Annotated in this window: 16 protein-coding genes; 2 read left to right on the top strand and 14 right to left on the bottom strand. The window is 70.5% G+C overall.

What is annotated here, in order from left to right; translation table 11 throughout:
- Positions 1-41 precede the first annotated feature (41 nt).
- From AC1DQC_RS05285 to AC1DQC_RS05265, 5 genes are all read right to left on the bottom strand, one after another.
- The gene (locus AC1DQC_RS05285) at positions 42-2291 is read right to left on the bottom strand and encodes a beta-glucosidase (RefSeq protein ID WP_477050171.1); all 2250 of its coding nucleotides are present in this window, start codon (positions 2289-2291) and stop codon (positions 42-44) included.
- 234 nt (positions 2292-2525) lie between these two features.
- Entirely contained in the window at positions 2526-5180 is a 2655-nt protein-coding gene (locus AC1DQC_RS05280; protein WP_477050170.1) for a family 78 glycoside hydrolase catalytic domain, read from the bottom strand.
- A 3-nt stretch (positions 5181-5183) separates the two neighbouring features.
- Positions 5184-6071, bottom strand: a complete 888-nt coding sequence (locus AC1DQC_RS05275; protein WP_477050169.1) for a carbohydrate ABC transporter permease — start codon at positions 6069-6071, stop codon at positions 5184-5186.
- A gap of 3 nt (positions 6072-6074) precedes the next feature.
- Positions 6075-6959, bottom strand: coding sequence for a carbohydrate ABC transporter permease (locus AC1DQC_RS05270; protein WP_477050168.1), 885 nt, complete (start codon positions 6957-6959; stop codon positions 6075-6077).
- A gap of 79 nt (positions 6960-7038) precedes the next feature.
- Positions 7039-8361, bottom strand: a complete 1323-nt coding sequence (locus AC1DQC_RS05265) for an ABC transporter substrate-binding protein (RefSeq protein ID WP_477050181.1) — start codon at positions 8359-8361, stop codon at positions 7039-7041.
- Between the two features lie 273 nt (positions 8362-8634).
- On the opposite strand from AC1DQC_RS05265, the gene AC1DQC_RS05260 reads away from it, so the two are divergent.
- On the top strand, positions 8635-9693 hold the full coding sequence (locus AC1DQC_RS05260; RefSeq protein ID WP_477050167.1) for a LacI family DNA-binding transcriptional regulator: 1059 nt from the start codon (positions 8635-8637) through the stop codon (positions 9691-9693).
- Between the two features lie 21 nt (positions 9694-9714).
- On the opposite strand, the gene AC1DQC_RS05255 is transcribed toward AC1DQC_RS05260, so the two are convergent.
- The 8 genes from AC1DQC_RS05255 to AC1DQC_RS05220 all read right to left on the bottom strand — a co-directional run bounded on the left by AC1DQC_RS05255 (position 9715) and on the right by AC1DQC_RS05220 (position 20294).
- Positions 9715-10074 carry a VOC family protein gene (locus tag AC1DQC_RS05255; protein ID WP_477050166.1) on the bottom strand — a complete coding sequence of 120 codons (360 nt, stop codon included), beginning with the start codon at positions 10072-10074 and terminating at the stop codon, positions 9715-9717.
- A gap of 60 nt (positions 10075-10134) precedes the next feature.
- Positions 10135-11667, bottom strand: coding sequence for an HD-GYP domain-containing protein (locus tag AC1DQC_RS05250; protein WP_477050165.1), 1533 nt, complete (start codon positions 11665-11667; stop codon positions 10135-10137).
- 57 nt (positions 11668-11724) lie between these two features.
- Positions 11725-14796: a S8 family serine peptidase gene (locus AC1DQC_RS05245; protein WP_477050164.1), complete on the bottom strand. Its 3072-nt coding sequence runs from the start codon at positions 14794-14796 to the stop codon at positions 11725-11727.
- 115 nt (positions 14797-14911) lie between these two features.
- The gene (locus tag AC1DQC_RS05240; RefSeq protein WP_477050163.1) at positions 14912-15886 is read right to left on the bottom strand and encodes a glycosyl hydrolase family 32; all 975 of its coding nucleotides are present in this window, start codon (positions 15884-15886) and stop codon (positions 14912-14914) included.
- Between the two features lie 2 nt (positions 15887-15888).
- The gene (locus tag AC1DQC_RS05235; protein WP_477050162.1) at positions 15889-16830 is read right to left on the bottom strand and encodes a carbohydrate ABC transporter permease; all 942 of its coding nucleotides are present in this window, start codon (positions 16828-16830) and stop codon (positions 15889-15891) included.
- Between the two features lies 1 nt (position 16831).
- Complete coding sequence (locus tag AC1DQC_RS05230) at positions 16832-17671, bottom strand: carbohydrate ABC transporter permease (protein WP_477050161.1); 840 nt, start codon at positions 17669-17671, stop codon at positions 16832-16834.
- A 210-nt stretch (positions 17672-17881) separates the two neighbouring features.
- On the bottom strand, positions 17882-19171 hold the full coding sequence (locus AC1DQC_RS05225; RefSeq protein ID WP_477050160.1) for an ABC transporter substrate-binding protein: 1290 nt from the start codon (positions 19169-19171) through the stop codon (positions 17882-17884).
- Between the two features lie 88 nt (positions 19172-19259).
- Positions 19260-20294 carry a LacI family DNA-binding transcriptional regulator gene (locus AC1DQC_RS05220; RefSeq protein ID WP_477050159.1) on the bottom strand — a complete coding sequence of 345 codons (1035 nt, stop codon included), beginning with the start codon at positions 20292-20294 and terminating at the stop codon, positions 19260-19262.
- Positions 20295-20410: 116 nt separating this feature from the next.
- On the opposite strand from AC1DQC_RS05220, the gene AC1DQC_RS05215 reads away from it, so the two are divergent.
- Entirely contained in the window at positions 20411-21127 is a 717-nt protein-coding gene (locus tag AC1DQC_RS05215; RefSeq protein ID WP_477050158.1) for a flavodoxin family protein, read from the top strand.
- A 15-nt stretch (positions 21128-21142) separates the two neighbouring features.
- On the opposite strand, the gene AC1DQC_RS05210 is transcribed toward AC1DQC_RS05215, so the two are convergent.
- A complete protein-coding gene (locus tag AC1DQC_RS05210) occupies positions 21143-21334 on the bottom strand; it encodes a DUF1918 domain-containing protein (RefSeq protein ID WP_477050157.1) in 192 nt (63 codons plus the stop codon).
- Between the last annotated feature and the right edge of the window lie 71 nt (positions 21335-21405).

Here is a 21405-nt window from a genome sequence, read left to right as displayed (position 1 = left end):
CGCCCCACCGGCTGTGGGACGGGCGTCAGGGCGGGCACGGACTACCCGACCGTGAACGTCCCGGTCAGGGTGGTCGTGGCGGCGGACGTGCCGACCTCGACCGTGTAGGTGCCGGGGGCGATCGCCCAGGCGTGGCTCGCCGTGTCGTAGTACGACATCGGCAGGTCCGCCGCGCTCGGGTCGATCGTGACGGTCACCTTCTCCCCGCGGCCGACCTTGGGTGACACCTTGGCGAACCCGACCAGCCGCTTCGGCTCCCCGGTGGTCGACGGCAGCGTCAGGTAGACCTGGGCCGTCTCGGTCCCCGCCTTCGGTCCCGTGTTGGTGACGAGGAACGTGACGTCGATCGGCTTCTTCCCGTTCGACTTCGCGGTGACCTTCAGGTTGTTGTACGCGTAGCCGCTGTAGGACAGGCCGTACCCGAAGGGGAACAACGGCGCGATGTTCTTCGCGGCATACCACTTGTACCCGACCAGCAGCCCCTCGCTGAAGGTGACCTGGCGGATCGCCGTGCTCCCGGTGGGCCGGGTGGTGGACCCGTCGGCGAACGTCCCCGGGTACTGCTGCGGGGTGCTCGTCGGCGTGTCCGCCAGCGACTTGGGGAACGTCATGGGCAGGCGGCCCACGAAGTTGTCGTCCCCGTACAGCAGGCGCGCGATCGCGGTGCCCTGCTGCTCGCCCGGGTACCAGGCCTCGACGACCGCCTTGACGCTGGTGAGCCACGGCATCGGGGTCGCCGTGCCGGTCTCGAGGATCGCCACCGTCTTGGGGTTGGCGGCCGCGACGGCGGCGACGAGCGCGTCCCCGTTGTTGTCCAGGTCGAGCGTCGTCCGGTCGGCGAACTCACCTTGCTTCGAGTACCCGAAGACGACGGCGACGTCGGCCGCGGCTGCCGTTGCTGCGGCCTGTGCGACGTCGGCACCGTTGTCGAACGTGACGGTCGCCCCGACCTGGGCGGCGCGTGCGGTGATCGCGTCCAGCGGTGCCACCGGGTTCGGGCACGCGTTGCCGCTCCCACCGAACGGCCCGGCCGCCTGCTGGCACACGGTCCCGGCGCTGACCCCGTTGGTCGGGGTGTTCGACGCGGTCGGGCCGATGATCGCGATCGTCTTCGTGGCTGCCGTCAGCGGCAGCACGTTGCCGTCGTTCTTGAGCAGCACGGAGCTCTCGGAGGCGATCTGGGCCGCCAGAGCCTTGTGCGCGTCGGTCGACGAGCTGGTGGACGGGACGTCCGGCAGCGGGTGGTCGAACAGCCCGTTCGCGATGTACGCGCGCACGACCCGGAAGGCGGCGGCATCGATCTGCGCCATCGTGACCGAGCCGTTGTCGAGCGCCGCACCGATCGTTGCCGGCGTGTAGAACCGTGGCCGGTTCAGCTCCTGGTCCAGGCCGGCCGCCAGCGACGGGGCGGTGCTGTGCACGGCGCCGAAGTCGGACACGACGTAGCCCTGGTAGCCCGTGTCGCCCTTGAGGAGGTTGTTGAGCACCGGGTTCTCGCACGCGTACACGCCGTTGATCTGGTTGTACGAGCACATGACGCCGCCCGGGTTGGCCTTGTCGATGAGGATCTTGAACGGCAGGTTGTACACCTCGCGCAGCGTGCGGCCGTCGATGTTCGACGAGCTGGTCTGCCGGTCGAGCTCCTGCTCGTTGCCGACGTAGTGCTTGATGACGGCCATCACCGGCTGGCTCGGGTTGCCCTTCTGGATGCCGTTGATGGTGGCGGCGGCCATGGTCCCGGACAGGAGCGAGTCCTCGCCGAGGTACTCGGGGGTGCGTCCGGACAGCGGCGTGCGACCGGAGGCGACGCCCGGGCCGAGGATGACGTTCTTGCCGGACCGGAAGGCCTCGTCCGCCTGGGCGACGCCCTTGTCGTAGGCGAGCTGCTCGTCGAAGGTCGCCGCGAGCCCGATCTGGTCCGGGAAGATCGTGACGCCGGCGGAGCCGCGCACGTAGTCGGGCCCGTCGGTGTAGACCACCTTGGGCGTGCACGCGACCTGCACGGGGTACGTCACGCCGCTGAAGGTGGTCTGGGTGGGGTTGTTGGCGGCCTGCTCGTCGAGCCACCGGAGCTTCTGGTCGAGCGAGCTCGCCTTCAGCAGGAGGGTGGCCCGCTGGTCGGCCGACTTGCTCGTGTCCATCCACGGACACGCGGAGCCGGGTGCGGCCGCCTGCGCGGACACGGCCAGGGGGACGCCGACCGCGAGCGGCACCAGCACCGCGAGCGACGAGGTGAAGGCGATCGTCCGGCGCGAGCCGGGCCTCCGGAGACGGGGTAGCGAGACGTGCATCGGTTCTCCTCGTTGAGAGACGGACGCGAACAGTTCGCGCACTGCTGCGCTCCAACGCTGCTGTTGAAGCGTTTCAAGACTGCCCACCGAAACTACGCAGAACCGCCGAATCCCGTCAAGAGTTTCGCCGTCCGACGTGGCAAGACGCGGGTCAGAGTGCCGACTGGGCGAAGTCCGGCGCGCGCGTTGAAACGCTCCATCGAGATCGATGGAGTGCAGGCTGTTCGGTTGTGGTCAGGGCGCGACGAGCTGCCCCAGATCGGCGACGAGCTCGTGCCGGCCCGACGGGACGTCCCGCACTCCCTCGGCGCCGAGGTCGACGCGCGCTCGAGCGCCTGTCGGGACGGTGACGACGATCGACACCCTGTCCTCGTCATCGAGGGTCCAGGCCACGTCCGCACGGCCGTACGCGGTCTCGAGCCACGCCTCGGCGGAGGTCAGACCGCCGCCGGGGCGCGGGGCCACCTCGAAGACGTCGCCTGCCGCCGACACCTGGCGCAGGCCGGCCACCGTCCCGTGCAGCCAGTCCGCGACGGCACCGAGCGCGTAGTGGTTGAAGGACGTCATGTCGCCGGGGTTCACCGTGCCGTCGGGCAGGATCGAGTCCCAGCGCTCCCACATGGTCGTCGCGCCCTGGCCCACCATGTAGAGCCACGACGGGCAGGCCGTCTGCAGCAGGAGCGCGTACGCGCGGTCGAGGTGCCCGGTGCTGGACAACGCCTCCAGGACGACCGGGGTGCCGACGAAGCCGGTGGCCACGACGTCGCCCTCCTCCTCGACGAGCGAGGCGAGACGGTCGCCGGCAGCGCTGCGCAGCTCGGGCGGGACCAGGTCGAACGCGAGGGCGAGCGCGTACGCCGTCGGGGCGTCGCTCGTGAGCCGGCCGTCGGGCAGCGCGTACCGCCGCACGAACGCGTCGCGCACCTCGGCGGCCAGCGCGCCGAACCGCTCGGCGTCGTCGGCCCGGCCCAGGACGTCGGCCATGCGCGCCAGCAGGTGCGCCGAGCGCGCGAAGTAGGCGGTCGCGACGAGGTACCGATCGGTGCGCGCGTCGGCCGGGTCGTCCGGTGGCGCCGCCGGGTCGAGCCAGTCCCCCAGCTGGAAGCCCTGGTCCCACACCCTGCCCGGACCCGCCAGCCGCTCGACGCACTCGACCCACGCGCGGGCCGAGCCGAACTGCCGGCGCAGCACGTCGAGGTCCCCGTACCGCTGGTAGAGCGTCCACGGCACGATCACGGCGGCGTCGCCCCAGGCGGCACCCGGCCGCGGGGGCGACCACATCGGGTTGCCGTAGATCGTCGGCACGAACCAGGGCACGGTGCCGTCGGGGAGCTGTTCCAGCGCGACGTCCCGCAGCCATGACGTCAACAGCCCCGCGCAGTCGTACAGGAACGTCCCGGTGGGCGCGAAGACCTGGATGTCGCCGGTCCAGCCGAGCCTCTCGTCGCGCTGCGGGCAGTCGGTCGGCAGGCCGACGAAGTTGCCCCGCATGCTCCAGACGACGTTGTCGTGCAACCGGTTGAGGCGGTCGTCGGACGAACGGAAGCCGCCGGTGCGTCGCATGTCGGTGTGCAGCACCCGGGCCACCACGTCGCCGGCACGGAGCTCGCCGGGCCAGCCCTCGACCTCGAGGAAGCGGAACCCGTGGACGGTGAAACGCGGCTCCCAGTCCTGGCGTCCGCCGGGCCCGACGGTGTACTCGTCGACCGACTGCGCGCCGCGCAGCGGCCGCACGGAGAGCTCGCCGTCCTGCAGCACCTCGGCATGACGCAGGCGCACGACCGTCCCCTCGGGGCCGTCGACGCTGATGCGCACCCGCCCGACGACGTTCTGCCCGAAGTCGACCAGCGCGGTGCCGCGGGGGGTCCGGGTGATCGACTCGGGCGCCAGCTCCTGCGTGCACCGGATCGGCGGTCCGTCCGGCGCGACCAGGGTCGCCGGGTCACGGTCGACCACCTCGACCGCCGACCATCCGCTGTCGTCGAAACCGGGCACGGACCAGCCGGCGAGCTCCAGCCGGGCGTCGTACCGCTCGCCCTCGTACAGGCCGGAGCTGAGGATGGGTCCCGTGCCGGCGCGCCATCCGGGTCCGGTGCTGATCACCTGCCGGGTGCCGTCGGCCAGCTGGACCTCCAGCTGGGCGAGCAGGGCGAGGCGGTCGCCGTAGATGTCGCGGTTGCCGCCGTCGAAGCCCAGACGCCCGCGGTACCAGCCGTCCCCGAGGAACGCTCCCAGCGCGTTGGCGCCGACGCACAGGAGGTCGGTCACGTCGTACGTCGAGTACGTGAGCCGGTGCGGGTACACGGTCCACCCCGGCGCCAGCTCCTCGTCGCCGACGCGCACACCGTTGAGGTGCGGCTCGACGAGACCGTGCGCGGTGACGTACAGACGCGCGGACGCGGGCTCGGCGGCGAGGTGGAACTCGTGGCGCAGGAGCGGCGGGCGGCGGAGGTCGCCGTCCTCGACGGGGCCGGCGGGGGTCACCGCCCTGGCAGTCCAGTCGGACGCGTGCAGCAAGCCGACTTCGACGACAGTCTCGCGGGACCAGCTCGACCGGCGCCCGTCCGCGTCCCGCACGCGCACCGCGAGGGCCACCCGCTCGCGTGAGCGCAGGGACTCGAAGGGCCACTCGACCAGCGTCTGCGTCACGGCCGGGGTCCAGCCCGAGGCCCGGTCCGGCACACCCTCGGACCTCACGCGCAGCTCGTAGTCCGCGGTCCGCCAGCCGGCCGGGGCACGGTCGAGCCGCCAGGAGACGCGCGGCCGCTCCTCACCGATGCCGAGTGCATGGGTGTGGTGCTCGACGGTGGGCGCGCCGACGGAGATGTCGTCGTCCGCGGCAGCACCGCGCTGGTCCGGCGTGAGCGCCGGACGGGGTTCGGTGATCACGCGTCAGCCCTTGACCGCTCCGGCGGACAGGCCGCGCATGACTCGCTGGTTGAGGAAGATGTAGAGCACCAGGACGATAAGCATGTTGATGCAGATCGCGGCGAACGTCGGGCCGTAGTCGACGGCGCCGAACTGCCCGGTGAAGTTGAGCAGCCCGACCTGGACCGTGCGCAGGTTGTCCTGGGTGGTGAACGTCAGGGCGATGAGCAGGTCGTTCCACAGGAAGAAGAACTGCACGAGCGCGATCGTGAAGACGGCGTTGCGCATCATCGGGAAGCCGATGGACCAGAACGAGCGGACCGCGGACGCTCCGTCGAGCGTGGAGGCCTCGAAGACCTCGCGCGGTATGGATCGGAAGTAGGTCGCCATCATGAACACGGTCAGCGGCAGGCCGATGGCGGTGTACGTGATGATCAGCGGCCAGAGCGTGCTGGTCAGGTGCAGCTGGAAGTACACCGTGAACAGCGGCAGCAGGATCATCTGGCCGGGGATCATGATGCCGGCCAGGAAGAGCAGCAGGACGCCGCCGCGGCCGCGGAAGACCATGACCTCCAGCGCGTACCCGGCCGCCGTCCCCAGCACGACGACGAGGGCGAGCGCGGGGAAGACGGCCAGCACCGAGTTGCGCAGGTAGAGCGCGATGCTCGACCACGCCTCGGTGTAGTTGCTGAAGTTCGTGAAGCTCTCCGGCAGCGACCACGTCGGGTTGTTGAGGAACTCGTCCTGCGTCTTGAAGGACCCGAGCAGGAGCCACAGCAGCGGGTACACCATCACGACCAGCAGGACGGTGACTCCTGCGTAGAGCGGGATGCGGCGCAGGCGGTTGCGCGTCCTCCCGGGGCGCGCGGGGCCGACGGGAGTGGTCACGGGAGACTGCGTCAGAGTGGTCATCGCTCAGTCCTGGGTGAGGTCGCGGCGGTTCGCGCGGAAGATGAAGAGGGTGACGATCAGGCACAGGATCGTGAGCGCCAGCGCGATCGTGGAGCCGTAGCCGTAGTCGCCGTAGAAGAACGACGTCCGGTACATGAGCAGGGTCAGCGGTGTCGTCCCGCTCCCCGGACCACCCCCGGTCAACGCGTAGATCGAGTCGAAGACCTTGAGGGTGCCGTTGATGCTGAAGATGATCGACGAGACCAGGACCGGCAGGGACAGCGGGAGCACGATGCTGCGCACCAGGCGCCAGCCGGCGGCACCGTCGAGGCGTGCGGACTCCAGCAGCTCGTCAGGCACGTCGACCAGGCCGGCGTACAGCAGGACCGCGTAGAACCCCATCGAGCGCCAGATGTCCATGAGCGCGATGACCCAGAACGCGTGGCTCGCCGTGCCGAACCAGTCGACGGCGTTGAGCCCGACGGCCTCGAGCAGCGCGTTGACCGGACCGGTCTGCGGGGCAAACTCGAAGAACTTCTGGAACAGCAGCGCGACCGCGACCGTGGGCAGCACCACGGGGAAGAAGACCAGGGTCCGGATGGTCGCCGACGCCTTGCGCAGGAAGAAGATGTAGAGCAGCGCGAGCGCGTAGCCCACCGTCACCTGCCCGATCGTGATGACCACGGCGTACTTCAGCGTGAACACGAGCGCGTCGCGCGCGGCGGGGTCGGTCAGGAGCTTCTGGAAGTTCTCGAGGCCGACCCACTCGAACCCCGTGACGACGCTGCCGCTGAAGAACGTGTACCCGAGCGACCACACCATCGGCAGCAGCATGACGAGCGAGTACACGAGCAGGGCTGGTCCGAGCAGCAGCAGGATGGCGCGCTTGTCGCCCAGGACACGGTTCATGGCAGGGGCCTCTCATCGTCGAGGGGTGTGGAGGCGGGCCGATGGATGCCCCTCGGCCCGCCTCGTCGTACTCAGGGGATCAGGAACCCAGGCTCGCCTGGACCTGCGACATGAAGTCCTCACCGCTCAGCTGCCCCGAGCCGAGCAGACCGCCGTCGTTCTGGCTCGTGGTGGTGGCCTCGGGGCTGAAGTAGGCCTCGAACCAGAGGATGCTCTCCTGCGTCTTGCCGATCTCGTCCTGGACCAGCTGGCTCAGCGGAGAGACCTCCACGTCGCCGTTGACCTTGAAGCCGGTGACCTGGCCGCTGTCGCGCAGGGCGACGGTGCCGTAGTTCGCGGCGACGCACTTGACCCAGTCCTGCGTGGCGGTGTCCTTGAAGCCCTTGGACGAGATCGCCATCGCTGTGCCGACGTTGGCCGGCATCTGGTCGGCCGAACCCTTGCCGCCGTCGACGGTCGGGAAGTGCATGAAGCCGATGTTGTCCGCACCGACCTTGTTCTGCTCGGGGTCGCTGAAGTTCGACACCGCCCAGGAACCCATGTAGATGAACGCCGCATCGCCGGTCAGGAAGGTGTTGAGGGCGGTCGTGTAGTCGATCGAGGTGGGCGACTCACCGAAGTAGCCCTGCTTGCCGAGGTCCGCGATCGCGTCGGCCGCCTTGACGTACTCCGCGTCCGTGAGCTTGGCCTTGCCGTCGCGCACGGCCTGCAGCGCGTCCGGACCGAGGTCGCGCGCGATGTAGTTGCCGACCCACCGGGTGACGCCCCATCCGTCGCCGCCCTTGCCGGCGTTGGAGATCGGCTGGATGCCGGCAGCCTTGAGCTTGGCGAACGCGTCCGTGAGCTCGGACCACGTCGTCGGGACCTCGATCCCGTTGTCGGCCAGGATCTGCTTGTTGTACCAGATGCCCTCGATGTTGAGCTCGGTCGGCAGGACCAGCTGCTTGCCGTCGTAGAGGTTCTCGATGACCGACGTCGCCGCGGGAAGGACATCGTCGGTGATGCCCAGCTGGTCGAGCGCGGTCCCGGCGTCCTCGAGCGTGCCCTGCTCCGCGAGCTGGGCGTTCAGCGACGGGGCGTTCGCGCTGATGAAGAGCTGCGGCAGCGCGTCCTGGCCGGCGAGCAGCTGGAGCTGCTGGTCGAGCGTCGACTGGGCCTGCTTGGTGATCTTGAGCGGCTGCGCGGCGTCCTCCGCCTTGCACTCGTCCTTGCTCAGCGTGGTGAGCGTGGTGGGGATCGTCTCGTTCTCGTTGATCGCGAGGAACGACAGGTTCTTGTCCGAGCTGCCGGACCCAGCGGTCGAGGACCCGCCGGAGCCAGAGCCAGAGCTGCAGGCAGCGAGCGCCAGCGTCGCGCTCAGACCGACGGCGCCCAGCAGCAGCGTCCGCCGGCGCTTCAGCATCGAGTTCACAGTTCCTCCTTGAAGTGCGAAAGTATGGATTGAAGCGTTTCAAAACGTAGCCTGCACCATCCGATCGGTCAACTAGTGTTGCGAAACCGTGATGTGACCAGGTTCGATGCGGGTAGCTGCTCGCGATCCGTGCCCGTGGACGAACGCACGGATTGGCTCGCTTCAATACGTCCGCGACACCACCGCAGGGTCCGGCCCTCCGGGGGGCGTCGACGGTTACTCTCGTCTCGCCACGACATCACGGGACCATGGAAGGAGTCATCGGTGCCTCCCCGAGACCAGCCGAACCGCTCCGGGTCCAGGTCGCGACCCAGCGTCGACGACGTCGCCTCCCTCGCCGGGGTGTCGCTGGGCACGGTCTCGAACGTGCTCAACCACCCCGACAAGGTCGCGGCCGCGACCCGGGAGCGCGTCGAGCGCGCCATGGCGATGCTCGGGTACGTCCCGAACACGGCGGCCCGCTCGCTGAAGTTCGGGTCGTCACGGTCGATCGGTCTCATCGTCTCGGACCTGAGCAACTCGTTGTTCGTCGACATCGCGCGCGGTGCGGAGAACGGCGCCGAACAAGGCGGACTCACCCTGCTCATCGCCAACAGCGACGCCAAGATCGAGCGCGAGTCGAGCTACCTGACCATGTTCGCGGAGTCGCGCGTCACCGGCGTGCTGATGACGCTCAACGACGCCGCCCACTTCGCGGCCGTCTCGCGGCGCGCACCGGCCGGGATCCCGCTGGTGCTGCTCAACTTCAGCGCTCCCCCGTCGCAGTACTGCAGCGTCGACGTCGACAACGCGCTCGGGGGCTACCTCGCGGCCAAGCACCTCATCGAGACCGGCCGCCGCAAGCTGGTCTTCGTCGGCGGCCCCTACGAGCTCCAGCCCGTCGTCGACCGCGGCAAGGGCTTCCACCGCGCCGTCGGTGAGCACCCCGAGGTGACCTCCGAGGTGCTGACGCCCGAGTGGATCAACCGGTCGGACGGCTGGGCGGCGGGCACCCAGCTGGCGCCACGGGTTGCCGCCGGCGAGGTCGACGGGATCTTCGCGGCGTCCGACCTCCTGGCGGCAGGCATCGTCCAGGCCCTGTCGGCCGCCACCGACGTCCGGGTCCCCGAGGACGTGGCCATCGTCGGCTACGACAACAACCAGGCCGCCTGGGACAGCCCGATCCCGATCTCGACGATCGCACAGCCCGGCGACGACGTCGGGCGCCTGGGCGCGATGCTCCTCCAGGAGGAGGCCGCGCACGGGACCGGGCCGCACGAGCACTCCACGATCGTCCTGCCTCCCCGGCTCATCGCCCGACAGAGCTCCCTGCCCCGGGCGTGACGTCGGGCGGCGCTCCGAGCGTCAGCCCCAGCAGAGGCAGAACGGGTGACCCGCCGGGTCCGCGTACACCTGGAACCCGTGGGCGGCCGTGAGGTCCGCCGCCTGCAGCAACCGGGCGCCGAGCGCGACCGCCTCCTCGTGGGCGGACGCCACGTCCTCGACGTACAGGTCGAGGTGGATCTGCTGCGGCTCGCCGTCCGGCCAGTCGGGCTGGACGTGGTTCGGCGCGAGCTGGAACCCCAGGTGCGGCCGGCCGTCGACCGAGACCGTGTGCCAGTCGTCCTCCGCGTCGACCGTCCCCCCGAGGAGGCCGGCCCAGAAGGTGCTCTCAGCGGTGAGGTCGGCGGCGTCGAACACGGTGATCTGCTTCGTGATCTTCATGGCGGCATGGTTCCAGCGACCGCCGACACGGGCTCGCGGTCCGCGGTGGTGCGCCCGTCGTCACCCCGACGTGTCCTCCTCGCCGCCTCCCTTGCCCTTGTTGCCCCCCTGGCCGTCCTTGCTGCCCTTGCCCTTGTTGCCGTCGTCGTCCGTGGCTGCGGGGGCGTCGGGGTCGGGCGTGGGCGTGGGCGCCGGCGCTGCTCCGGACGCGTCCGTCGACGCGACCGGCGCCGGCACGCTGATCGGCGCCGGCGCGGCCTGCGGCTCGTCGACCTCGTCGGCCGGCTGCGCCGCGTCCACCGCGCGGGGTTCCTCGGGTGCGTCGGGTGCGGCGGCCGCGGAGGTCGGCGCGACGACGAGGTCCGCCGAGGCGCCGCCGGCGCCCTCGGCACCAGGAGCGGTGACGGACTGCTCGGCGGGGACGGCGATGGGCGGCGCAGGCGGCGACGGGACGCCCGCCAGTGCACCGCCGGCGGTCAGGGTCGTCACCGACAGCACGAGGCCCACCGCGCCCGCGCTCTGCAGAGCGCCCGCCGCGGCCAGCCGCTGCACGGCGGACGGGAGGTCGGCGGCGAAGGAGGGAAGCCCGGGCAGGACCGAGAGGACGCCCAACGGGCCGGCGACCCGGCGGAGCCGGCCCAGGCCGATGGCGAGGAACGCCCGGACCACCTGCGGGTCGAACTGCTCGCCCGCGCACCGCGCGAGCTCTGCCCGCGCCGCCGACGCGGACAGAGGCTTCTTGTACGAGCGTACTGACGTGATCACGTCGTACGCGTCGGCGACGGCGACGATGCGCGCGCCACGGCTGATCGACTCGCCGGCAAGACCGGCCGGGTAGCCCCCGCCGTCCCAGCGCTCGTGGTGCTGTCCGATCACGTCCAGCCAGGGACCGAGCCACTCGCGCAGCGGGCCGGCGATCTGCATCCCGGCCTCGGGGTGGCCGGCGAGCACGGCCCACTCCCCCGCGGTGGGTTGTCCGGGCTTGCTCAGGACGCTCGTCGGGACGCGCAGCTTGCCCACGTCGTGCAGCAGCGCCGCCCAGCTGAGCTTGGCGGCGTCCTCCTCGGAGAGGCCGAGCTCCTTGCCGATGAGAGCCGCGTAGGCCTGGACCCGCTCCGAGTGGCCACGCGTAAGCGGCTCGTGGTCACCGATCGCCGCGACGAGGTTCAGGATCCGCGCGGCGTGCACGTCTCGTGGACGCAGCTCGCGCCGGCGCGCGAACCGGCTCCCCGACCCGGCCTGCAGCGCCCGCGGCGAGTAGTGGTTCATCGCCACCGCGAGCCGTGACGGGGCCCGGTCGGGGAAGTAGGACGTCAGCCGGAGCAACGTCGCCAGGGGCACGAGCCGGCGGGCAGTGCGCGTCGCGACGACCAGCACGAGCGTCGCGCAGGCGAGCTCGACCAGCAGCCACAGCCACGGGTTCACGCCGAGTCGGCGCGGCGGGAACCAGTGCAGGGCCGCGAGGCCAAGTCCCACGGAGAGCAGCACCGGGACGGCGGCGATCAGCGTCCGGACGGCCGCCGCCAGGATCGGACGGCCCTTCCACACGCCAAGACTGACGTCGTCGTAGTTCTGCGTAGGACCGAAGGCCATCCCTGTGCATCGACGCCGGACTCGCCCGGCTTGATCCCTCGCCCGAGTGACGCGCGTTCACCCGCAGGTGCACTTCAGGAACGCGTCGACGGAGAAGCCCGACTCCTGCAGCCGCTTGCGCAGCTCCGGGCTCATCGCGCGGGCCGCGCAGCGCAGGAGGTGGCACGCGTCGCCGGTCCCTGTGCCGGGCCGGCCCGGGTCGCTGGTCGGGTCCGGGTCGTTGCCGCCACGCCAGACGGCCCCCGTGACCACCTGCTGCCGCGTGAACGGCCTGCTGCGCGACGTCGTGCCGGCGGCGCCGACGACGAACCGGTAGATGCCGGCCAGGTGGGCCGGAACGGTGGCCTCGTAGACGGCGCCGCCGACGGGCGACAGCGTGACGGTGCTGGTCGATCCGTCGGGTGCCAGGAGCTCGGCCCGGACGCTCGTGTGGGTCGGGAGCGGCTCGCCGTACTCGGTGAGCCTGGCCCGGAGGTAGAGGGACGCGCCCGGCTCGTTGCCGTCCTGGGTCAGGGTGGCCACCATCCGCAGGTTCGAGAACGAGTGGACCATCGCGGTGAACTTCACGCCGTGCGCCACCGCCTCGGCGAACTCCTCCTGGTGGCCGTCGCGCAGGCCGGACAGGTACTTCTTGTAGCGCGCCTTGTCGACGGTCAGCACGAGGTTCCACGTGCCCTCCTGGGCGTTGACGGACACCCCGTCCTGCACCGGCAGCGTCATCCGGTAGTACGAGATGTTCGGTCGGTCGACCTTCTGGACGGTCGGGAACGAGCCGACGTTCGCCGGGTCGATGAGGTCGCCCTGCGGCGTCTCGACGGCCACCTGCAGCAGGTCCTGCATCGGCATGAGCACGATCGGGTCGACGGAGATGTCCGCCTCGCTGAGGATGAACGGGATGCGCACGACGGCGCCCGGTGCGACGTAGCCGTCGGGGTCGACGACGACGTCCTCGTTGTTGACCCCTGCCTGGATCTGCAGGAAGTACTTCGCCAGCTTGAAGGTGTCGTCGGCGTCCAGCTGGTCCGTGAGCAGGACGTACCCGTCGTGGTCGTGGCAGATCGCGCGCAGGGCTGCGGGGTTGAGCTCGCTCGCCGTCCCGAGGCCCACCGCGAACACCTGGTTGTCGATGAGGGAGGCGACGTCGGCGATGTACCGCGACGCGGTCTCCTTGCCGTCCGTGAACACGACGATCGCGTTCTTCTGGTAGCCGGCCGCCGCGGTGATCAGGTCGTGCCCGGCGCCGATCCCGTCGCCGATCGCGGTCGATCCGGCCGGGTTGGCCGCGTAGGTGCCGAGCGCCGTGCGGGCGCTGGTCCGGGCCGCGTCGAAGGGGTCGTCCGGGGCCCCGAACGGACCGGCGACCGGCGTGAGCAGGTCGTGCGCGTCCTGGTCGAAGGTGACCATGCCGACCCCGTTGTGCTCGCGCACGTAGTCGACGAAGATCCCCGCCGAGAAGCGCAGCACCTGCTCGCGGGTCATCGTCCCGACGCCCGACGGGTCGAGCATGCTGCCCGACTGGTCGAGGACGAGCGCCATCGCCGCGGTCGGGCGGGCGATCGTGTTCGCCGTGATGGTGACGGGGTACACCGCGCCGGTCGTCGTGCAGGTGACCTCCGCCGTGCCGGTGGCCGTGGCGCCCGCGGTCGTGCCGGTGTAGCGGACCCAGAGGTAGACCTCGCGCGGGGTGTCGTAGTCGGTGGACTTCCCCAGCGTGACCGGCCCCGAGTAGTTGTGCATCGAGAACGGCGCTCCGGGGAGCACGGACATCTCGAACGCCGTCTGGTGGAAGCTCTGCACGTCGATGCGGATCGCGCGCAGCTGGGTCTCCCCCTCGGGCACGTCGAGGAACGTGAGGTTCAGCTGCCGGGGAGTCAGCGCCCAGCCGGCCTTGAGCACGGCGTCGAGGGCGTCGATCCTGCCGTGGCCCCAGGAGTTGTCGAAGTCGCCCGCGCCCAGCTTGACCGCCGTGTTGCACACGACGTCGCGCACCTGCTCGTTGGTCAGCTGCGGCACCTGGCTCCAGACCAGCGAGGCCAGGCCGGTCACGTGCGGGGTGGCCATCGAGGTGCCGTCCCACGAGACGTAGTCGTGCACGGTGTCGCCGGTGACGTCGTACGTCGGGAAGGTGGACAGGATGCCGACGCCCGGGGCCACCACGCTCACGGCCGGCCCGACGTTGGAGAAGCCGGCGACCGCGTCGGCGCTGTCCGTCGCACCCACGGCGATCACGCCCGCGAAGTCCGCCGAGTGGATCGCGGGAGTCCGCAGCGTGCCGCCCTCGTTGCCCGTCGCCACGCAGAGCACCATCCCGTGGTCGTGCGCGTAGGCACAGGCGTCGCGCAGCACCTGGTTGTCCGTGAACCAGCCGGCGCTCAGGTTGATGACCGCGCGCAGGCTGTGCGCGACGGCGTAGTCGACGATCTCCTCGACGGCGGCCTCGAAGTCGGCCTCCGAGCCGTTGCCCGACGCGTCGAAGACCCGGCAGACGTAGACGGGTGACACCCAGTTCATGCCCGCGACGCCGACGCCGTTGTTCGACTCGGCGGCCGCGGTGCCGGCGGTGTGCGTGCCGTGGCCGTGCGCGTCCTGCGGCGTCGTGTCGTCGCTGACGAAGTCGGTGCCGAGGGTGTACCGCCCGGCGTCGTCGAGGTCGGGGTGGGTCAGTGCGCCGCCCGCGAAGCTGATCCCGGTGTCGATGTCGGCCACCAGCACCCCGGCGGCGCCCGTCTGGTGGTCCCACGCCTGGTCAGCCTTGATCTTCGGGAACCCCCACTGCTCCGCGTAGCGGGAGTCGCTCGGCGTGACCGTCACCGACGTCACCCGGTCCGGCCCGGCGAAGACCACGTCGCCCCGGCGCGCGAGCTGCTCGGCGGCCGCGACGACGTCGGTGTCGTCGGGCACCGTGAGCACGATCGTGCCCGTTCCCGCCGAGACGCGGAGCACGCGGGCGTCCGGCAGCTCGCCGGCCAGCTCGTCGGCGATCCGACGGACCCGTTCGGGGTCGGGCTTCCCGCGCTCGACCTTGACCTTCGCGATCACCCGGCCGACGCGGTAGGCGACGTCGTCGCCGCGCCACTGCGTGCGGGCGACGTTGATGACCTGCTTCTTCTCCGTGCTCTTCTCAGCCATGATGCGCTCCCCCTGCTAGTCCCGTGACAGTCAGGAGCGGGGACCACCGCGGCGTGATACCCGGGCGCAGGCGAGCCGAGGCCGTACGTCCACGGCCTCGGCTCGTCGTTCCGACCTAGACGGCCGACGGCAGCGGCGCGGGCGTGCGCTCGCACGTGAGCGCGTCACCGCTCCACGCCACGGGGATCGGGTCGCACAGCCCGCCCACGAAGTCGCCCGACTCGTCGTGGTTGGCGAACGCCAGGAGGTTCCACGTCCCCGACCGGTCCTGGACGAGACGCCCGGCGTACAGCGAGCTGTCCGTCAGCCGCGTGGCACGACCGACGTCGAACGGCCCGGTGAGGTCGTCGACCGGCAGGCTCCAGATGCCGCCACCGGGGTCGGTCGCGCGGCGTTCGTCGGCAAGCTCACCGTCCAGGCAGCTGAACAGCAGCACGCCGCGTCCCTCGACCTGGACCACCTGGAGGACCTCGAGCTGTCCGAAGCCGTTCTCGGGTTCGCTCAGCGGGGGCTGGACACGCCAGGTCCGCAGGTCGCTCGACGTGGCGTGCCCGATGACCCCGCGCTGCCGCAGGTCACCCTGGCGGGCTCGCGCGGTGACGAGCATGTGCCAGCCCCGGCCGCCCGGGTCCGGGAACACCCACGGGTCGCGCCACGTCTCGTTGTCCCACTCCGAGTCGCCGAACAGCTCGTAGTAGGCGCCGTCGGCCACCACCGGCGACTGGTCGGGATCGGCCCGCCAGCTGACCAGGTCGTCGGAGAGGGCGACTCCGACCCGCTGTCGCATTCCCGGCTCGTCCCGGGTGCGGCCGGTGTAGAACATCCGCCACACGCCGTCCGGTCCGTGCACCACGGAACCGGTCCAGATGGCGAGGTCGTCGAAGCCCGGCCCGTCGCTGGGGACGAGCGCGTCGGCGACCTCCGTCCACGTCCGCAGGTCGTCCGAGACGGCGTGGCCGACCGTGGCGCGGTCGTGCCTGYGGTGCGGGTCGCCGAGCGCGCGGGAGGCCTTGAGGTAGAAGGCGTGGAACTGGTGGCCGTCGTCGACGAACCACGCGTCCCAGGTCCAGACGTCAGGAAGGAGGAACATGCCTAACCCTTCACACCGCTCGAGGCGATGCTGTTGATGAACGAGCGCTGGAACGCGAGGAACAGCGCGAGGACGGGGAGCGTGATCATCGAGGCGTAGGCCATGACCTGACCCCAGGCGACGTTGAGCTGGAAGAAGTACTGGATACCGACCATGACGGGCCGCAGCTCCTCGCTCTGGACGACCATGAGTGGCCACAGGTAGGAGTTCCACGCCGGCAGGAACGTGAGGATCGCGACGGTCGCGATCGCCGGGCCGGACAACGGCATCACGACGTTGCGGTAGATGCGGAACCAGCCCGCACCGTCCATGCGCGCCGCCTCGTCCAGCTCGCGCGGGATGCTCGAGAAGTACTGGTAGAAGAGGTAGATCGAGAACGCGTTGGCGATGAACGGGATGACCTGCACCTGGTAGGTGTCGATCCAGCCGGTGGTCAGCGCCAGGTGGAACCCGTCGAGCTGCAGGGACGGGAGCTTGTTCACCCACCAGACGAGCGGCAGCGCCAGCGTCTCGAACGGGACGATGAGCGTGGCGATGATCGCAGTGAGCACGAGCTGCTGCCCCCGCCACCGGAGCCGGGACAGCGCGAACGCCGCGAGGCTGTTCACGAAGATGCCGAGCACGACGGTGAGCGCGGAGATCCCGATCGAGTTGACCAGGAAGCGCAAGAACGGCACGCGGTCGAACACGCCGGCGTAGTTGGCGAACGAGATGTCCCCGACCGGCACGAAGGCGCGCCAGTTCGTCATGTCGGCGAAGATCTGCAGGTCCGGCTTGAGGGACGACACGAACATGAAGAGCAGCGGCAGGACGAAGACGAGCACGAGGAGCACGCGGGCCGCGGTGACCACGACGGATCGCCGACGGCCGGTCGCGGCCCTGCCCTTGCTCGCGGGAGCTGCGGCGGGCTGCACGCCCGTCGGTGAGTCGGTGAGCGCGGCCATGTCAGACCTTCTCCCGGGTCAGGAACCGCTGGATCGCGGCCACGGTGAGGACGAGCACGAAGAACACGAGCGAGATCGCCGAGGCGTACCCGGTGGCGAGCTGCTGGTAGCCGGTGCGGACGGCCATGAAGACGAGCGTCGTGGTCGAGTCCAGCGGGCCACCCTGCGTCATCACGTTGACCTGCGAGAACAGGCTGAGCGCGGAGATCGTGATGGTGATGAGGATGAACGTCCGGGTGGCCAGCAGGCCGGGCCAGGTGATGTAGCGGAACCGCTGCCAGCCCGTGGCCCCGTCCAGGTCTCCCGCCTCGTACAGCTCGGCAGGGATGGTCTGCAGGCCGGCCAGCCAGATGATCATGTGGAAGCCGACGGCCTGCCAGATGGACATCAGCATGATCGCGGGCAACGCCGTGGACGGGTCGTTCAACCAGTCGATCGGCGTGAAGTGCCCGAACGTGACGCGCACGAGCACCTGGTTGAGCAGGCCGTCGAGCTGGTACAGGAACTTCCAGAGCAGCGAGATCACGACGATCGACGTGACGACGGGGACGAAGTACATCGTCCGGAAGAAGTTCGTCCCGCGGACCTTGGCGTTGACCAGCAGCGCGAGCACGAGGCCGAAGCCGGCCTGGACCGGCACGACGACCACCGCGAAGAACAGGGTGTTGCGCAGCGACGCCCAGAACACCGAGTCGGTGAACAGGTTGGCGAAGTTGTCGAACCCGATGAACTCCGCGGGTCGGGGTGAGATCAGCCGGGCGTTGGTGAACGCGAGGACGAAGGCGAGACCCACCGGCACCACCAGGAACAGGACCAGGAGGATCCCCGCGGGACCCACCATCCAGGCGGCGGTGCGGGCTTCGTGCGATCGGGTGGAGCGTGCTCGGCGCTGACCGCCGGCAGAGGGGCGACGCGTCGGGCGTCGGGTGGGAGCCAGCGCTACGGGGTCGTTCCCGGGCGCGAGCGGAGTCGTGGAGACCATGGCGGGCCCTTTCGGGTGGGGTCCGGCGGGCCGATGGCGGCTGAGCGCCACCGGCCCGCCGGGGCGGCGTCAGTACTCGTAGCCGCCGTTCTGCTTGATGTCGGCGTCGATGTCCTTGACGGCCTTGTCGAGGATCGTCTGGACGTCACCGCCGGAGAGGATGTCCTGGGTCGCCTTCTGGAAGACCGAGGAGATGATCGGGTAGGCGGGCGTGACCGGGCGCACCAGGGCGTAGTCCTTGGCGAGGGTGCGGTAGATCTCGCTGGCGCCGCCCGGGGCGTAGGCGGGCACCTGGGCAGCCGCCTCGTCGGTCGCGGGGACCAGGCCGAGCGTCGTCGCGAAGTCGACGAAGTACTTCGTCTGGTGCGCGAACTCCAGGTAGGCCTGCGCGGCGTCCGTGTCGTCGCACTGACCCGTCATGCCCCACTGCCACGAGCCGCCGCCGATCTTCGGCCCCTGGCCCAGGTCCGGCGGGGGCATGACGGCGACGTCGTCCCCGAAGGCCTTGCGCACGGTGTCGTTGGCCCAGCTGCCGGAGTAGAGGATCGCGCTCTTGCCGTTGACGAAGTCAGCGGTCGCGTCCTCCCCCGACTTCGCGGACATGTCGCCGTTGCTGACCAGACCCTGGAACCACGTGGCCCAGTCGACGGCCTCCGGCCCGTTGAGCACGCCGTCGGCGCTCTGGTAGTCCGTCCGGTCGATCAGGTCGCCGCCGAAGCTCTGCAGGAACGGCGAGTACGCGTAGGGGATCCACTCGCCGCCTCCCCCGGTGCCGAGGTCGAGCGGGTACGACCAGCTGCCGGCGCCCTTGAGCTTGGTGAGCGCGTCGTCGAACTCGTCCTTGGTCCACGGCTGATCGGTCGTGGCCACCCGGACGCCGGCGGCCTGGAGCACCGACGGGCGGGCGAACATGGCCAGCGCGACGTCGTAGAAGCCGTAGGAGTAGACCTTGTCGTCGATGGTGCCGATGGTGGTCGGCAGCTGCCCGTCCCAGGTGCTCTCCGGCAGGTCGAGCGGCGCCAGGTAGCCGGCCCAGGCCCAGTTCGGCACGTTGGGCGCGTCGATGTCCACGATGCACGGCAGCTTCTTCGCCGACGCCGCCGCGACGACCGCGTCGTTGTAGGAGTCCTGCGGGAAGGACTGCACCTTGACGGTGTACTTGTCCTGGCTGGCGTTGAAGTCCTTGACGATGCGGTTCACGACACCGAGCTCGGCCTCGTTGCCGCCGTTGTGCGTCCAGAGCTCGATCTCGCCCCCCGACGACGAGCCGCCGCCCGAGCTGGAGCATGCCCCGGTGAGCGCGAGTGCGCCGATCGCTAGACTGGCCGCCGTGAGGCGACGGATGCTTCGGTGAGCCACGTTTTCCTCCGTTGTCACTGATGGGTCCTGATAGGGATCCGGCCTCGCGTGCTCCAACACGCGGGCGGTGGCAGGCGTCGTCCCCTCCTCACGGAGGGGGCGACGTCACCGATGCGCGGTGGATCACCGCGCACCGGAGCTGTTCGGTCCTGGCGGGCACCGTCGTGCCGGCCGGAGCGTCGATCTGGGCGTACAGCTGGTCGACGGCCCAGACGCCCATCTCGTAGTGGGGCAGCGCCAGCGTCGTGACGCCCGGGTACAGCCCGTCGGAGATCAGCTCGAGGTCGTCGAACCCGACCACGGACAGGTCGGTCGGGATCGTCAGCCCGAGCTCGGCCGCGGCGCGATAGGCCCCCATGACCATCCGGTCGTTGAAGCAGAACAGACCGGTCGGCGCGTCCGGGCCGCGCAGCAGGCGAACGGCCGCCTCGTAGCCGCCCTGGGCGACCGCGACGCTGTGCTCGACCACGACGTCGGCCGCGGGCAGCCCGGCCTCCGCGCACCGCGCCCGGAAGCCCTGCTCGCGACCATGACGTGCGGGGATGTCGTCGACGTTGTTGATCATGGCGATCCGGCGGTGGCCGGCCGCGAGGAGCAGGTCCGCCGCGTCCCACCCGCCGCGCACCTCGTCCGGCACCACCCAGGAGGTGTCCGCGTCCTGCGTGCGCGCGTTGACGACGACGACGGGCGATCCGACCAGCGCCTCGGGCAGCGCGACGACGCGGTGGTACATCGCGGCGTAGAGCATGCCGTCGACACGCCGGTCCTGCAGCGCCTTGATCGCCTGCCGCTCGACGTCCTCGTGGTACTCGGTGGTCGCCACGAGCAGCACGCTCGCCCTCGCGCGGAGCGCGTCCTGCGCCCCGTGGATGAGGTGCCCCGCGAACGGCGTGGTCGCGATCTCGTCGGAGATGAAGCCCACGGACTGCGAGCGCTGCGTGCGCATCGTCCGGGCTACCGCGTCCGCCGCGTACCCGAGGTCCGCGGCGACCGCCCGCACCCGGTCGCGAGTCGCCGGCGCGACCCGAGCCACGCGGTTGTCGCTCAGCGCGTGGGAGACGGTGGTGATCGACACCCCGGCCGCGGCCGCCACGTCCTTGATGGTTGCCCGGCTCTGCGGCATCGTCGCCTCCCTCGCTCCATCGCGCGTGTGCAAATCGTTTTGCAACGCGACGATCGTGGACCGCAGGAGGACCCTTGTCAAGCCCCCGATCGCCACGCACCGCAGAGGAGAACCCGATGTCCACCCCGGTCCCCGACTTCACAGGCCTGACCGCCACGTACGTCAACTGCACGCTCAAGCGCAGCCCGGAGCTCAGTCACACCCAGGGCCTCGTCGACGCGAGCGCCGCGATCATGCGCAAGCACGGGGTCGAGGTGAACGAGCTCCGGCTGGTCGACCACGACGTCGCCACGGGCGTCTACCCCGACATGCGGGTGCACGGCTGGGCCACCGACGCCTGGCCCGACCTCTACCCCGGGATCGTGGCCAGCGACATCCTCGTCGTGGCCGGCCCGATCTGGCTGGGGGACAACTCCAGCATCACCAAGAAGCTCATCGAGCGGATCTACTCGCTCTCCGGCGAGCTCAACGCCAAGGGCCAGTACCTGTTCTACGGACGCGTGGCCGGCTGCCTGATCACCGGCAACGAGGACGGCATCAAGCACTGCGCGCAGAACATCCTGTACTCGCTCCAGCACGTCGGGTACACGATCCCTCCGAACGCCGACGCGGGCTGGATCGGCGAGGCCGGGCCCGGCCCGTCCTACCTCGACCCCGGCAGTGGCGGGCCGGAGAACGACTTCACCAACCGCAACACGACCTTCATGACCTGGAACCTCATGCACCTGGCGCGGATGCTCCGCGACGCGGGCGGCGTACCCGGGTACGGCAACCAGCGCTCCGAGTGGAACGCCGGAATCCGCTTCGACTTCGAGAACCCCGAGTACCGCTGAACCCGCGGCCGCTGGTCAGGAGGGCGGCTGGTGCTCCACATGGACGTCGGGACCGGGGAACACGAGCGCCTCGTGCCCGTCCTCGTACCGGACGAGGAACGGCGGTCCGCCGTCACTCCCCCGCGCCTCCACCACCGTGCCCGTCCGCGACACCGCGCCGACGGTGCGCCCGTGGACGACCACCTTGTCTCCGACCTCTGCGCGCACGACCCATCACCTCGGATCCAGGCTAGGACGCCGCGGGCTCCGACGACACCGCCGACCTCACCCGGGATCGG

This window comes from Cellulomonas sp. P4_H12 (assembly GCF_056400905.1).
The sequence above is the reverse complement of the archived record's forward strand: the minus strand, read 5'-3'. Positions and strand labels throughout refer to the sequence as shown.

Bases quoted from the DNA above. Each gene is read 5' to 3' on its own strand.
- AC1DQC_RS05265 (WP_477050181.1), bottom strand. From the start codon at position 8,361: ATGCTGAAGCGCCGGCGGACGCTGCTGCTGGGCGCCGTCGGTCTGAGC.
- AC1DQC_RS05215 (WP_477050158.1), top strand. From the start codon at position 20,411: ATGTCCACCCCGGTCCCCGACTTCACAGGCCTGACCGCCACGTACGTC.
- AC1DQC_RS05285 (WP_477050171.1), bottom strand. From the start codon at position 2,291: ATGCACGTCTCGCTACCCCGTCTCCGGAGGCCCGGCTCGCGCCGGACG.
- AC1DQC_RS05270 (WP_477050168.1), bottom strand. From the start codon at position 6,959: ATGAACCGTGTCCTGGGCGACAAGCGCGCCATCCTGCTGCTGCTCGGA.
- AC1DQC_RS05235 (WP_477050162.1), bottom strand. From the start codon at position 16,830: ATGGCCGCGCTCACCGACTCACCGACGGGCGTGCAGCCCGCCGCAGCT.
- AC1DQC_RS05220 (WP_477050159.1), bottom strand. From the start codon at position 20,294: ATGCCGCAGAGCCGGGCAACCATCAAGGACGTGGCGGCCGCGGCCGGG.
- AC1DQC_RS05275 (WP_477050169.1), bottom strand. From the start codon at position 6,071: ATGACCACTCTGACGCAGTCTCCCGTGACCACTCCCGTCGGCCCCGCG.
- AC1DQC_RS05245 (WP_477050164.1), bottom strand. From the start codon at position 14,796: ATGGCTGAGAAGAGCACGGAGAAGAAGCAGGTCATCAACGTCGCCCGC.
- AC1DQC_RS05250 (WP_477050165.1), bottom strand. From the start codon at position 11,667: ATGGCCTTCGGTCCTACGCAGAACTACGACGACGTCAGTCTTGGCGTG.
- AC1DQC_RS05230 (WP_477050161.1), bottom strand. From the start codon at position 17,671: ATGGTGGGTCCCGCGGGGATCCTCCTGGTCCTGTTCCTGGTGGTGCCG.
- AC1DQC_RS05255 (WP_477050166.1), bottom strand. From the start codon at position 10,074: ATGAAGATCACGAAGCAGATCACCGTGTTCGACGCCGCCGACCTCACC.